Source organism: Candidatus Poribacteria bacterium (assembly GCA_021295755.1).
Lineage (GTDB): Bacteria > Poribacteria > WGA-4E > WGA-4E > PCPOR2b > PCPOR2b.
In genome coordinates this window covers 24,869-37,514 of the sequence record JAGWBT010000025.1, presented here as the reverse complement: position 1 = coordinate 37,514, position 12,646 = coordinate 24,869, and the positions used below count along the sequence as shown (strand labels likewise).

13 protein-coding genes and 1 pseudogene are annotated in these 12,646 nt (G+C 52.1%); 7 read left to right on the top strand and 7 right to left on the bottom strand.

The genetic code is table 11. From position 1 onward, the window contains the following. The 3 genes from J4G02_05060 to J4G02_05050 all read left to right on the top strand — a co-directional run. A partial coding sequence (locus J4G02_05060; protein ID MCE2393949.1) for an aldo/keto reductase occupies positions 1-396 on the top strand: 396 nt, incomplete at its 5' end. 59 nt (positions 397-455) lie between these two features. Then, positions 456-1,313 (top strand): hypothetical protein, encoded by an 858-nt coding sequence (locus J4G02_05055; protein ID MCE2393948.1) that lies wholly within the window; start codon positions 456-458, stop codon positions 1,311-1,313. 51 nt (positions 1,314-1,364) lie between these two features. Then, positions 1,365-2,597: a CinA family nicotinamide mononucleotide deamidase-related protein gene (locus J4G02_05050; protein MCE2393947.1), complete on the top strand. Its 1,233-nt coding sequence runs from the start codon at positions 1,365-1,367 to the stop codon at positions 2,595-2,597. A 56-nt stretch (positions 2,598-2,653) separates the two neighbouring features. On the opposite strand, the gene J4G02_05045 is transcribed toward J4G02_05050, so the two are convergent. Further along, positions 2,654-3,064: a VOC family protein gene (locus J4G02_05045; protein MCE2393946.1), complete on the bottom strand. Its 411-nt coding sequence runs from the start codon at positions 3,062-3,064 to the stop codon at positions 2,654-2,656. Positions 3,065-3,093: 29 nt separating this feature from the next. Beyond that, a complete protein-coding gene (locus J4G02_05040; protein MCE2393945.1) occupies positions 3,094-3,552 on the bottom strand; it encodes a DUF5069 domain-containing protein in 459 nt (152 codons plus the stop codon). A 570-nt stretch (positions 3,553-4,122) separates the two neighbouring features. On the opposite strand from J4G02_05040, the gene J4G02_05035 reads away from it, so the two are divergent. Next, entirely contained in the window at positions 4,123-4,989 is an 867-nt protein-coding gene (locus tag J4G02_05035; protein ID MCE2393944.1) for a hypothetical protein, read from the top strand. Then, positions 4,934-5,749, top strand: a complete 816-nt coding sequence (locus J4G02_05030) for a polysaccharide biosynthesis C-terminal domain-containing protein (protein ID MCE2393943.1) — start codon at positions 4,934-4,936, stop codon at positions 5,747-5,749. Before J4G02_05035 ends, J4G02_05030 begins: the two co-directional genes overlap by 56 nt. Before the next feature lie 234 nt (positions 5,750-5,983). Here J4G02_05030 and J4G02_05025 read toward each other — a convergent pair whose 3' ends face one another. Continuing rightward, a complete protein-coding gene (locus J4G02_05025; protein MCE2393942.1) occupies positions 5,984-6,748 on the bottom strand; it encodes a nitroreductase family protein in 765 nt (254 codons plus the stop codon). Between the two features lie 32 nt (positions 6,749-6,780). Here J4G02_05025 and J4G02_05020 point away from each other — a divergent pair, with 32 nt between their 5' ends. Both J4G02_05020 and J4G02_05015 read left to right on the top strand, forming a co-directional pair. Beyond that, positions 6,781-8,010 carry an FAD-binding oxidoreductase gene (locus tag J4G02_05020; GenBank protein ID MCE2393941.1) on the top strand — a complete coding sequence of 410 codons (1,230 nt, stop codon included), beginning with the start codon at positions 6,781-6,783 and terminating at the stop codon, positions 8,008-8,010. Between the two features lie 77 nt (positions 8,011-8,087). After that, positions 8,088-8,969, top strand: a complete 882-nt coding sequence (locus tag J4G02_05015; GenBank protein ID MCE2393940.1) for an RNA methyltransferase — start codon at positions 8,088-8,090, stop codon at positions 8,967-8,969. Here J4G02_05015 and J4G02_05010 read toward each other — a convergent pair. The 4 genes and pseudogenes from J4G02_05010 to J4G02_04995 form a co-directional block, all read right to left on the bottom strand. Further along, positions 8,959-9,267, bottom strand: coding sequence for a Rieske (2Fe-2S) protein (locus J4G02_05010; GenBank protein MCE2393939.1), 309 nt, complete (start codon positions 9,265-9,267; stop codon positions 8,959-8,961). The genes J4G02_05015 and J4G02_05010 overlap by 11 nt on opposite strands. Before the next feature lie 40 nt (positions 9,268-9,307). After that, positions 9,308-10,375, bottom strand: coding sequence for a Gfo/Idh/MocA family oxidoreductase (locus tag J4G02_05005; protein MCE2393938.1), 1,068 nt, complete (start codon positions 10,373-10,375; stop codon positions 9,308-9,310). An 85-nt stretch (positions 10,376-10,460) separates the two neighbouring features. Then, a pseudogene (locus J4G02_05000) lies at positions 10,461-11,934 on the bottom strand (sodium:solute symporter family protein). Positions 11,935-12,000: 66 nt separating this feature from the next. Further along, on the bottom strand, positions 12,001-12,216 hold the full coding sequence (locus tag J4G02_04995; GenBank protein MCE2393937.1) for a hypothetical protein: 216 nt from the start codon (positions 12,214-12,216) through the stop codon (positions 12,001-12,003). Positions 12,217-12,646 lie beyond the last annotated feature (430 nt).

Genomic DNA, 12,646 nt, shown 5'->3' with positions numbered 1-12,646 from the left:
CTCGCCGCTGTCTGTTTAGAAAAAAAGATGAATGTTCTCTGCTATAGTCCACTTGCCGGTGGACTCCTCACCGGAAATAAACCGCTGCCGCACACCTTCGATCAGGGCTACGGTGATTGGCAGGAGCAGCGGGAGCAGGGCGTGGTGGCGCAGGTGAAGATAGTCGCTGAACGGTACGGCGTAACGCCGGGACAGATCTCACTGGCGTGGTTGATGGCACTCCCCGGCGGTGTTATTCCGCTTGTGGGCACGGGCAACCCCGATCACATTGAGGAGGGGGCGAAGGCTGCTGACATAACGCTGGAGCGCGATGATTGGTATGAGTTGACGATCATTGGGCGCGGGCGTCGGATGCGGTGGCGGGGAAGACCTTATGTTTACCTGAAGGATCGGTAGCGTTGGTTCATTAGTTCATTGGTTGATTGGATTGATGAACCGCTGAAAGGAGAGACACTGTGATTGATTTTTCACGCTCGACATTTACTTGGCATACACTTCCGTGGACACCGGATCCCTACTATCGCTATGCCGGCGGTTTTGTAGGGGAGCCGGGGCAAGTATATCATGTCCGGTTTGGTCTTGAAGCTAGTTGTCAGATAAAGGACGAAGTGAGTGGGCATGTTACAAAGATGTTTGTGGGAGCACCGTGTCGGAGCGAATACACGATTGCGTCCCGAAACATGTTCCAGATTCCCAGCGGTGAGTGGCGCATGGCTTTCAGCGACGAATCCCAGTTGAGCATTGCGAGAAGACCGAGCAACGAACCCGAAGAAGCCTCAACACGAAAACTTAGCGAGATTTATCAGCGTTATAAAGTCGATGTACGTTCGCATTCTGATTTCTCTGAACTGATAGATGTCGGCGAGGTCATTGATGCAACCCTGAACGGAGATCTGCTGAATGCACGATCTACCTACCGTGATAACGAACGTAACCTCAGTATCTCGGTCGAATATCCTATTGATGTTATGAACCTCAATGCAGTGGATAAGCAGTTCCAAGTCTGTACGGGTCCCATCATTCTGCCGGACTTGGCTACTTGGGACGGTCGGGACGTGAAACGGGTGTTTCTGGCGCAGGTCGCTATCTCTGCATTTGATTGGGTGGAGTTCATTTTGCAGCGGGAGATTGAGGCATCGGCGGTGGATCGGGAATGGTTAGACAAACCGCGTGGTCGTGATCGTCAGGAGTTGCGAGATCCGAATAATCCGCCGCCCGACTACCCGCCTCCTCGACCGCGTCCAACCGTGTATAATGAGGTTTGGGAGTTTGAGGCGAGCAATGTTGTGTTGCGGGCAGAAAATCCTGTTTAGTCCATTAGTTCATTAGTTCATTGGTTGGTTATTCGTTAGGAGAAGCATTACATGCACGCAGAGATTGTCATGATTGGAACTGAGCTACTGCTCGGGGAGATTGTCGATACAAATGCTAACAGATTGGCGCTCGCACTGCGAGATATTGGGCTGGATCTGTACTACAAAACGACCGTCGGCGATAACCTCGCCCGGATGACCGAGGTCCTTGATTCGGCGCTGGATCGGTCGGACGTCATCATCACCTCCGGCGGTATCGGTCCAACGGTGGATGATGTCACACGCCAAGCGGTTGCCGATGCAACGGGGCGTAAACTGGTATACAGCACGGAATTGGAGGCGGAGATTGCGGCGCGTTTCAGCCGTTTTGGTCGCCCTATGGCGGATAACAACAAGCGCCAAGCATACATTCCTGAAGGGGCAACTCCGCTGACAAACCCTGTGGGTACGGCACCGTGCTATCTGAGCGAAGATGTGAATGGACGGGGCTGCATTATTTCGCTGCCGGGCGTTCCGAGAGAACTTGAGCACATGATGGAGAACACCGTTATCCCGCTGCTGATTGAGCGCATGGGTGGGATAAAAATCACTAGGGTTCGTGTGCTACGCACATGTGCGGTGGGTGAGAGTAACATTGATCGGGGCATCGGCGATTTGATGACAGAGGGCAATCCGACCGTTGGGTTGGCAGCACATATTGGTCAGACTGACGTGCGGATTACCGCCAAGGCGGACACGGAAGAAGAGGCGGATACGCTCGTCGCTGGGATGGAAGAAAAACTCCGTGAGCGGTTGGGCGTTGCGGTTTATGGTGTGGGGAAGGTAACGGTAGCGGAGGTTGTTGGCGATTTGTTGCAGGGGAAATCGCTCAAGTTGGGCGTAGTCGACACGCTCACCGGCGGTCAACTTGCGCGGGATCTTATTGAATCCGGTTGTTCGGACTTAGTTGCGACCGATTTAGCTCCGGCAAACTTAACCGAGGCGTTGAAAGATTCGGAGATTGACGTCAGTACCGATCCAGATGTTGAGGAGGCGCGTTCCCACGCTGTTGCTCTGGCAGAGCGTGTTACACCGTCCGGCGGCATAGGACTTGCAATGATTGGCCCCTTTGAAGATTCGTCCACCTTTATTGCCATGAATGGACCGGGGGAGGCGTGTCTCTTTGAGCGGAGTCGTAACTATCAGGATTCCGACCATATTCGTCGGTGGTTGGTGGTTCAGGCGTTCGATTGGATTCGCCGGACGTTGTTGGGACAGATGAAGTCGCCGGTGGATTGGAATTAATCTGCCCCACTTTGTCGTATGCTCAAGGGATTAAAAGAACGGGGACTCAGCTCAAACTAATCCGGCAGCTTTGCACCGACCTTTTGAACTTCCTCGTAAGGTTGAAGCCATGCTGTTGATTCATCGTGCATGTCTACCACTTGAATCCGATTCCCCCACGGATCTCGGAAATCACACCGGAAGGGTGGGATAGTTTTCAAGCCGTATTTCTTGGTAATCTTCTCACGGACTTCGGCAACTTGTGCATCATCTCGAACAATGAGGCCAAAATGCCTGTGGTCATCACTATGCGGCGCATCAGATTCAAATAAGGCTAAGAATTGGTGATTTCCGAGTTTGAAAAAGGCATCACCTTCGCCTTCGTTTTTGTGTTCAAGATTAAACACGTCGGTGTAAAACTCGATAGCCTTGTCAAGGTCCCCAACTTCGAGAACGATATGGTTACAGCCAAACACACGTACAGCCATTGGTATGTCACCTCCGTAACAGAATTATGCTAAAGACGTTCTTCCTCTAAATCGTATACGTCGAACCAAACGTAAACAGGACGATGCTTCGGAACAGATTCTTCTATGTATTCTTCGAGATATTCCTGTGCGCCATCGGGCATCTCGCTAATGCGCATGTCTCGCAATCGGTAGTTCCAACGAATAATTTGCATCTTATCCTGAACCTTCGATTTCGACTTTAACCATTCAGCGATTTCATCATCGGTTGCTCCAGTTGCGACGAACTCCTTGAAATCTTCTTGGGTAATGCCCGTGAAGTCAAACAGATGAGAAGCGAGGGAACAGGGGTAATAATTATATTCGCCGTTAATTCCAAGCAGTGCTGCACGGCATTTGTCAACACTTCTAGCAGCAATCACGTATCCTCCTAATGTTTCTCTTGGACTTCGAGGATATTCTTTCGTCAAATCTTTGGCGAGAAGCGACAGTTTTTCTCGGTTCACGATTTTGGTCTCCTTCAATGTGATATAAGACTTTTATGATGGATTCAAAAATAAATAGACACTTTCGCCCCCCGGTAGGTGCGGTTTTCAACCGCACCGCATAGGCGCAGTTAGAAACAGCGCCTACCAAACGGTAGAACGGTCGTTTCGTTTTCCTAACCCCCCGGTTTGGAGTGTCTCATTAATTCTAAGATCCACTATAGAAACTGAAAAGGAAGTTGCTTCTTAGTATAACGCAAGTTGCTAGTTCGTACGAATTGTATCATTTCTGTAGGTCGATTTTCCAAAATCGACGGTTTTGTGTCGAGATGTGAATCTCGACCTACAGTTTCCGATGGATTTTTAATAACTAGCAACTTAGGTTAGTATAACGCAAGTTGCTAAATTCTGTTGACATTTGACGTGCTGTGAGGTAATTTGCACAACGGTTACGGCATATAACTCGGACAGAACTTACGCACTTCAGATTGTAGTTGCCCGATTCATCGGGCGTTGGAAACGATATCCTACGGCGATGAATTACCGAACTACAGGCTTTGACCGTTCACCCGCGTAAGTCCTATTGGACTATAAATGACAAATGGAGTCAATACTGCCACAGCAGCAACCTCCGAAGACCAGCAGCGTGTCACCCGATCCGCGGGGATCGTTAGTATTGCCGTAATGGCGTCGCGCCTGCTTGGACTAGTACGTGAGAAGGTGATTGCCTACTATTTTGCCGCTGGTGTCGGTGGCGATGCGTTCTATGCGGCGTTTCGGATTCCGAACCTGATGCGGGATCTGTTCGGCGAAGGTGCGTTGAGCAAGGCATTTGTGACGACCTTTACGGCGACGGAATTGGAGGAGGGTGAAGCGGCTGCTTGGCGGCTGGCAAGCCGGGTTTTCAACGCAACTTTTCTGCTGCTCACGTTGATAACGGTCGTTGGGGTTTTCGCTGCCCCTGCTATCGTTGATCTGATATTCACCGGCAAGGGGTTTCAGGAGATGCCGCTCGACCCGTCGGAACACTTCGGCTTCGATTCCAAGCGCGATCTGACCGTCTATCTGACGCGGATCATGTTTCCGTACCTGATACTGGTTTCGTTGGCTGCGGTGACGATGGGGCTTCTCAACAGCAAGGGGAAGTTTGGGTTGCCCGCCTCGGCGTCCTCTTTTTTCAACGTTGGATCCTTGATTGTTGGGGTATGTGGTTACTATGTCGCACCGAGTTTTGAGCTGCACCGGACAACGGGGATGGCGGTTGGCGTATTGGTTGGGGGTGCGTTACAGTTCCTGATTCAGGTGCCTTCCACGCGGCACGTCGGGTTCCACTATCAGCTGCTTCTCAGTTTTCGCGATGAACGGGTACGGCGCGATCCTTGGGGTTGCTGCGTTGCAGCTGAACGTGCTGGTCAACTCGATCTTTGCTTCGCAGGGTGTGGGTTGGCTGACGTGGATTAACCGTGCGTTTCGGTTGATGCACCTGCCGATTGGCGTCTTTGGTGTTGCGATTTCGACGGTTGCCCTGCCGAATCTAGCGAAACTGGTTGCAGAGGGGGAGATGGACGCGTATCGTCGTTCTTTCTCGTACGCGCTCCGCCTCATGTTTCTGCTGACGGTGCCTGCGTCGGTTGGGTTGATGGTGCTCGCTGAGCCGATCTGTCGCCTGATTTTTGAGGGTGGGCAGGCGAATCCCTTGGACACACAGCAGACGGCGGTCGCGCTATTCTACTACGGCTTCGGGCTGTGCGGCTTTTCGGCGGTTAAGATTGCGACAGATGGGTTTTATACCTTCAACGATACGCGTACACCCGCTGTGGTCAGCTTGTGCACCGTCGGACTTAATATCACCCTGAACTACCTCTTTATCTACCGGCTCGGCTTCGACCACCGGTCGCTTGCGCTGTCGACCTCCTGCACGATTACGTTGAATTTTCTCGTGCTGCTGTTTCTTTTGCGAGGGAAGGCTGAGGGATTGGGATTATGCGGTATCTGGTTGCTGCTGCTTAAACTGGCGGTTGCTTCGGTAGTTATGGGAGGTGTTTGCTGGTGGGGGTATACACAGATTGAAGATTGGCTTGGTGTGGAGAGCATTGTCGCCCGGCTCGTCGGTGTGTTTATCCCGATCGGGTTGGGGGTAGCCGTTTTGGTGGTGGGAGCCAAGTTGATGCGGATTCGGGAGCTGGATCAGTTGTTGGGGGCGATTGCTCGACGGCTATAGTAGTGCATTAGGTAATTGGATTAGTAGGTCGAGATTCATATCTCGACGCAGTTATGTTGGTTCACTAGTTCATTAGTTCATTGGTTCATTGAGTGGTGTTGGATTAGCGCGTAGGTTGGGTTGAACGGGAACCGTGAAACCCAACACACAATCCGACTTAAACGGGAGACGGTATGAGGTAAGCTGTGCCGTAGTTTGCACAATGGTTACGGCATACGGCGTATGCCTACTACTTTAGTATTTTTCGTGGTGTATAACTGTTGAGGAAAGCAAGCGGACGGATTTGCCGGTCGTTGAGTCTAGGTAGCCGAGGCGTAGTAGGGTGATAACTTCGTGGGAGTCGGGGATGTTGAAGAGTTCCTGAATCCGCTCTCGCTCTGCTTGACGCTCTAGTGGTGCGCTGACAAACTGGGTGCCGATGCCTAGCGATGTTGCGGTCAGGAGCAGATTTTGGATGGCGGCTCCCATACCCAACCACATCCACCGATCCCCACCTGCGCCGGGTGGGCGTCTGGTGTTATCCATCAGGATGAGGATGAGCAGCGGCGAGGTACGAACAAGCTCGGAGATCTCTTTGGCGGGCAGCTTGCCTGCTCCTAGATGGCCTAGAATGCTGAGATATTTTGCATGTTTCAGCAGCGGCTTGAGTTTGCTTGGATCTTTGCGGAACACCGGCGGGAGATCGACGTGATCGGTCAGCAGCACACCATCACCGCGTTCTTGCCATTCTGCTTCGGTCAGGCGCATCCATCGACTGTTATCGTCCAGAAACGTGCTGTCTTTGAATTGGTCAACGACGCTCTGGGCGGTCAACTCAGCGAGGGCATTTTTTCCGTCAGCTTCACGGATGATGAGGAACTCCCAAGGTTGTGTGTTGAATGGTGAGGGTGCCCACTGCGCTGCTTGGATCAGTTGGTCAAGGTGTTCTTGAGAAATCGCGTCCGTGCGGAATTCTCCGCGATGGGTACGGCGTCGGGTGATAGCGTCGAAAAGTTCCATAGGGATCTCCTGACATACTTTGAGGAAAGAAAATGGCACAAGAAACGGAAGTTTTAATCGTCGGTGGCGGGATATGGGGACTGAGTACCGCCTACCATTTAGCTAAGTTTGGACAAAAAGATATTCTCGTTCTGGAGCGCAACGATGCAATCGCTGAGGAGACAACGCCCCAAGCTGCGGGATTGGTCGGTCAGATTCGGTCCTCGGTTACCATGTTGCATGCGATCCGATACGCCCTTGAATTGTTTTCTCATTTTCCGAAGGAGACCGGACATGACCCCGGTCTGCGTCAAACGGGGAGTTTGATGGTGGCGCTCACGCCAGAACGGATGGACGCCTACGCACGTCAAATCGAACGGTCTCACGTCAACGGAATCGAAGCGGATTTTGTTTCACACACTGAGATGAATCGTCTCGCCCCTGCGATGGATCCCACCAAGGTTGAGGGCGGCTATTTCGTCCCGAACGATGGATACGTCGATCCGCATCAGTGCGCTCGCGCTTATGCCGCCGCAGCGAAAGATTTGGGCGTCCAGATCCAATTGAACACACCTGTAACAGGCTTTCGGCAGCGCAATGGGGAGGTCCTTGGTGTTGAGACGGCTGACGGTTTTATTGCATCAAACCGTGTCGTGATAACCGCAGGACCGTGGGGTGCCGGGCTTGCCAAAGAGGTTGGTGCGACCTCGGCGGTGCAACCGATCCGCCATCAACGCGCCCGCACGGTGCCGACTGCGGGAATCCCCCACCATCACCCCGCTGTGCGCGTGACCGATGTCAGTTGCTATCTGAGACCTGATAAGGGAGGTTACCTCTATGGGTTCTTTGAGCCAACGCCGGTTAGCATTGATTTGGAGGCGATGCCCGCCGATTTCAGGACGGGGGACATCGAGCCGCCTGTAGAGGTCATGGTAGAGGCACAAAGACGGCTTGCCCCAACCTTTCCGATTTTGAAAGACCTTGAAATCGCTGAGTATCGACGCGGCATAACCACATTCGCGCCCGACGGTGCTTATCTGATTGGTCCGGTGCCTGGAATTGCCCGACTCTACCTAGCCACCGGTTGTGCTGCGTTGGGAATTGCTGGTTCCCCGGCAGTCGGTCGATGGTTGGCGAATTGGATAATCGACGGAGATCCCGGCGAAGATTTATCTGTTTTTTCGCACCAACGGTTCGGTGCGCAAGCCGGCGATCAGGAATGGTTGCGTCGAGAGAGCGAACAGTTTTACGCAAACTACTACGGCATCCGATCCGATGAATGAAACGCGATGCGTGAAACGTGAAGATCTAAAAAACGCAATGAACCAATGAACTCTTGAACTCAATGAACGGATTATCAATGACAAAGCATCAAAATGATATAGACGAAACAACTCCCAGCCCTGAACCTATTGGACGTCAGCGAGCGATACGGGTTGATGTGCCGACAAACTTGGACAATATTCGGGTTATCCTATCCGAGCCGCGCGAACCGGGCAACATCGGCTCTGCGGCGCGTGCGTTGAAGGGGATGGGGCTCTCCCAACTGTACCTTGTTAACCCTGTTCCGTTTCTTGAGGCGAAACCGACATGGTATATGGCGCACGGAGCAACGGACATTATCGAGAACTGCCGTGTCGTAGAGACGTTGGATGATGCGGTCGAAGGGGTTCAGTTTCTCGTCGGCACGACCCATCGACGGCGCGACCCCAGACTGCCGCCCTCTGTCTCGGCAAGAGAAGCAGCGCAGGAGATCGCCTCTATTTCGCAGCATCAGCAGGTCGGGCTGCTATTTGGGCGCGAGGACTTCGGGCTGTCCACCTCGCAGATCAGCCGCTGTCAGTTGATAGCAAGTGTCCCGATGGCAGCGAAAAATCCCTCATTGAACCTAGCGCAGGCGGTACAGGTCTTTGCCTACGAGGTTTTCCTTGCTAGCACCGGTGATATTCCACCATCGGAATTAGAATATGCCGATGCCAACGAGATAGAGGCGTTTTACGGACGCATTACAAACCTTCTACAACGGATCGATGTTACGCCTTACAATCACGATTGGGAGACCTTTTTGAAGTCGTTGCGGCGTGTGTTTTCGAGGACACGGCTAGAACAACGAGACATCGCTACGTTGGACATGATTTTCTCGACGACGTTGCGTTACATCACGCGGCTCAACCGTCGGATTGAAAACCAGTCAGATACGCCTGCCGCAGAACCTTCAGAGGAGGACGACCTCAACACTTGACCTTAATCTCATCGTCTTCAACAACCACTTCGTATGATCTAACGCGGAGCCGTTCATCCGTATGGCAACGTCCGTTTGTGACATCGTAGGCGTAACCGTGAACCGGGCAGATCACTGCCCCATTCCTGACCCGCCCTCTGCCGAGGGGACCCAGCGCATGGGCGCACGCATTGGCTAAGGCGTAGAAATTCTCGTCGTCGGCATTAAAAACCGCAATCCGTTTCCCGTTGACGGTGAACGCCTTGCCCCGTCCCTGCCGAATATCTGACGTTTTTGCAACCGTTACGAAATCTGACATGGTTCTCTCCTTTCTCTTCAACTATTGGTGCTTAATCCATTTACTTCCGACGCTGTTCCAAAAGCATCCGGTAGATATCTTCAAACAGGCGCACATCGGTCAAGGTGTCCTCACCGGAGGATCTGAACGGTGTGTCGTTCCGAACATTTTCGATGAAATGTTCCGCTTCCCGACGATACGCCCATGTCCAGCTTGGTTTCGGGATTGGGCGTGCAATCTCCTGCGTTTCTCCAGCCCGGTAGATCTCGACTTCGGCGGGGGTGTTCTTCAGCAGGAGCGGCGGTGCCCATGTATGCACCCAACCGTCCTCAAAGTAGATCTGCGTATGCTCATCCCACCGATAGTGTGAAACTCTGCCCGTTTCAAGGGTTACACGCACACCCGCCATGTCGAAGATGACAACTCCACTGTAACCGTTATCGTCAAGGTCAACGACTTTTACCTGTGCCTGATCGCCAGCATCTAAGAACCAGCGTAATAGGTTGATGTTGTGGGTGTATTGCTGTAAGTAGCTCAAGTAGGAGCGCACCCATTCCGATGGCAGCCATTCAGGTGTTTGTGCCGGTGCGTCCGGTTTCGGTACGTCGCTTGTCACCATCGGCGTATCGAGGTTGCAGATCCACTCCCCGCAGAAACCGTGATTCCGCACGTAGGTCATCCCTCCCAACTCGCCCGTTTCTCGAAACTGATCCACGTTAGACCTGACCAGTTCGTTGCCGGCGTCATACCGTTTCATGTAGCCGACCATCAGTTTTGTGCCGGCGGCTTTTCCGGCGGCGACAATCGACTCCGCCTGCTGGCCTGAGACTGCCATTGGCTTTTCCATGAAGACCTGCTTCCTTGCGCTCAGGAGGTCTTTCGCGATTTCTCCCTGCAAGGCAAAGTCAGCGGAGACAGCGACGGCTTCGATTTCAGGATCGGCTGCCAGTTCGGTGTGATCGGTGTAGAGGCGGGGAATCCCCCATCGCTGCTGCACTGCTTGACCGAGTTCCGGTCGTACTTCTGCCAACCCGATAAGTTCGCAATTAGGCAGGCTGGTGAAGTTCGGGATATGCACCTTCTGCGCCATGAAGCCGCAGCCTACATAACCCAGTTTGATAGGTTCCATTGTATCTCTTTTCTCCCAGAGTAAAGCATCCGCGAATCGCCACGAATTATTTAGCGAGATTTGCGTGGATTCGTGGATAAATGTTTTAAGAGGTTACGGCGGACGGCGTATGCCTACTACTTTTAAGAGTCGAGATGAGTCCGATTGTCAGGAAATTTGCCGCTAACCCCCAGACGCCGGCGTGGATTCCCAGCGGTTTTGTTGCGACTCCCATGCCGATGAGATTGGCAAACATGATCCCTAGTGCAACGCAGGTGCCAACGAGCAGCCCCGACAGAACGGCATCGGCACGGAGGGATTTCAGGTGGACGCCGAGGAAGATGGCAGGTGCGACTTGGCATAGCAGTTCAAGTTTAATCTCTGTCAATCGCCAGAGCGTTTGCGGGAGTTGAATCGCTAGAAAAACCAGTATCCCCATAAGTCCCCATGAGAAAATCTTCCCCGTGACGGTCAGATGATGCTGAGATACGTCGGGACGCATACGTTTATACAGGTCCTGCGTAAAAACGGAGGAGACTGCAAGTAACGCGGAGTCAACGGTGGACATAATCGCAGCGACAGCGGCGGACAGAAAGAGGATAAGCAAAATTCGGATGCCGGGGAGCCGTTCCGCCATGTCATTTAACAGGTACAGGGCAACCTGCTCACTGCCCAACCGATCCAATCCGGGAAATTGGGCTGCACCGACAAGACCGACGACGAACATGAAGAAGGTGGTGAAAATTGGCATGAAGACCATAATCTGAAAGGAACGTCGCAGCGTCTGTTCGTCCTTCGCTGCATAGATACGTTGGGTGGCGTGTGGGTAGATCGATGGTCCAAAAAAGACAATCGTTAATGTGCTTAACCAAGTGAGTTTTAGTTTCCACGTCGGTGGCTGCCAAAAGGCGGGTTGCGCCCCCATCAGCTTCTCCGCGGTAGCGGGCAATCCACCGTATTGGTAGCTGATTATGCCAAAGATAAAAATACACCCTGCCAACAGCAGAACCCCTTGGATAGCATCGGTCCATGCAACACTCCGCAATCCGCCGAGCGTCTCGTAAATCAGCATTATTATCGACAGTACAATCACGCCTTGGACAAATGTCACGTACCCACCGGTCGATGCCTCAACGATGTAACCAATCGCTTTCAGGTTGCTTAGGATATAGTTCCCAAGTGCGATAATGAAAAGGATCGTTGAAAACACCGTTAGCGCCGTGGATCCAAACCGCTGTTGGATATAGTCGCCAACTGTGATATAGCCGTGCTGCCTAGAGAGTCGATGGAACTTGGGGGCGTAGACCAAGTAAGCACCGAGAATCGACATCGAAAAGGTAACGCTTACTAAAAAGAAATAGCCGGTTCGATATACGTTGCCCACAAATCCGATGAACGTGAGGCCGCTATATTGCGTAGCATAGAGGGTGAGGAAAAGGACGAACAGACCAAGTCTTCGGTTGCCGAGGTAAAAGTCAGCCATCGAATTCTCTCGCCGTGCGACCGACCACGATGAGGGAGGTTAAATAGATCCCCATAAAGACGACACCACCGGGACCAAGCAGCGCTGTTGTGTTCATATGGTGCGTTTCCAGAGCTAAAGTTGTAGGGAACAACTATAGTTGGTCCCTACGATGCTTAGGTTTTTATGATTCAGGGTCATCATCATCTTTGGCGGACACGGACCAATAGCGGCGGAGACAGATTGCCACGATAACGGCGTACAGGATTGTCGTGCAAAAGCTATAGAATGCCCAAGGCGGAAACCCAAAAATCTGTACCGAATGGGATTTTGTGAAGAGCCAAGGGACGGTCGCCACAAGGAAGAATGTCAAGAGGCAGTATAGTTTTGTTCGTGTCATCTGTTTTTTTTGTCCGCGAATTGCCACGAATCTACACTAAATTATTCGTGAAGATTTGTGGAGGTTTTTATGAATTTTAGATAGGCGTGTTGACATTTGACAAATTGGACCTATCTCCGTTCCGAGAATTTTTGACCTAACACGCCTTGAGACGATTGCGGACTTTTATAGGTCGATTTTCCAAAATCGACCTACCGGTGTCGAGATATGAATCTCGACCTACAGGAACTATAGTGAATTCTAAAAATAAATAAACACTTTCGCTCCCCGGTAGGTGCGGTTTGCAACCGCACCGCATAGGCACAGTTGGAAACAGTGCCTACCAAACGGGAGAACGGTAGGTGCGGTCTCCTAACCGCACCGGTTTGGAGTGTCTCATTAATTCTAAGGTCCACTATAAATGATTCGTGAAGATTTGTGGATATTTTAT

Excerpts from the sequence above, each read along its gene's own strand:
- J4G02_05050 (MCE2393947.1), top strand. The coding sequence starts at position 1,365 with ATGCACGCAGAGATTGTCATGATTGGAACTGAGCTACTGCTCGGGGAG.
- J4G02_05045 (MCE2393946.1), bottom strand. The coding sequence starts at position 3,064 with ATGGCTGTACGTGTGTTTGGCTGTAACCATATCGTTCTCGAAGTTGGG.
- J4G02_05035 (MCE2393944.1), top strand. The coding sequence starts at position 4,123 with ATGACAAATGGAGTCAATACTGCCACAGCAGCAACCTCCGAAGACCAG.
- J4G02_05025 (MCE2393942.1), bottom strand. The coding sequence starts at position 6,748 with ATGGAACTTTTCGACGCTATCACCCGACGCCGTACCCATCGCGGAGAA.
- J4G02_05020 (MCE2393941.1), top strand. The coding sequence starts at position 6,781 with ATGGCACAAGAAACGGAAGTTTTAATCGTCGGTGGCGGGATATGGGGA.
- J4G02_05015 (MCE2393940.1), top strand. The coding sequence starts at position 8,088 with ATGACAAAGCATCAAAATGATATAGACGAAACAACTCCCAGCCCTGAA.
- J4G02_05010 (MCE2393939.1), bottom strand. The coding sequence starts at position 9,267 with ATGTCAGATTTCGTAACGGTTGCAAAAACGTCAGATATTCGGCAGGGA.
- J4G02_05005 (MCE2393938.1), bottom strand. The coding sequence starts at position 10,375 with ATGGAACCTATCAAACTGGGTTATGTAGGCTGCGGCTTCATGGCGCAG.
- J4G02_04995 (MCE2393937.1), bottom strand. The coding sequence starts at position 12,216 with ATGACACGAACAAAACTATACTGCCTCTTGACATTCTTCCTTGTGGCG.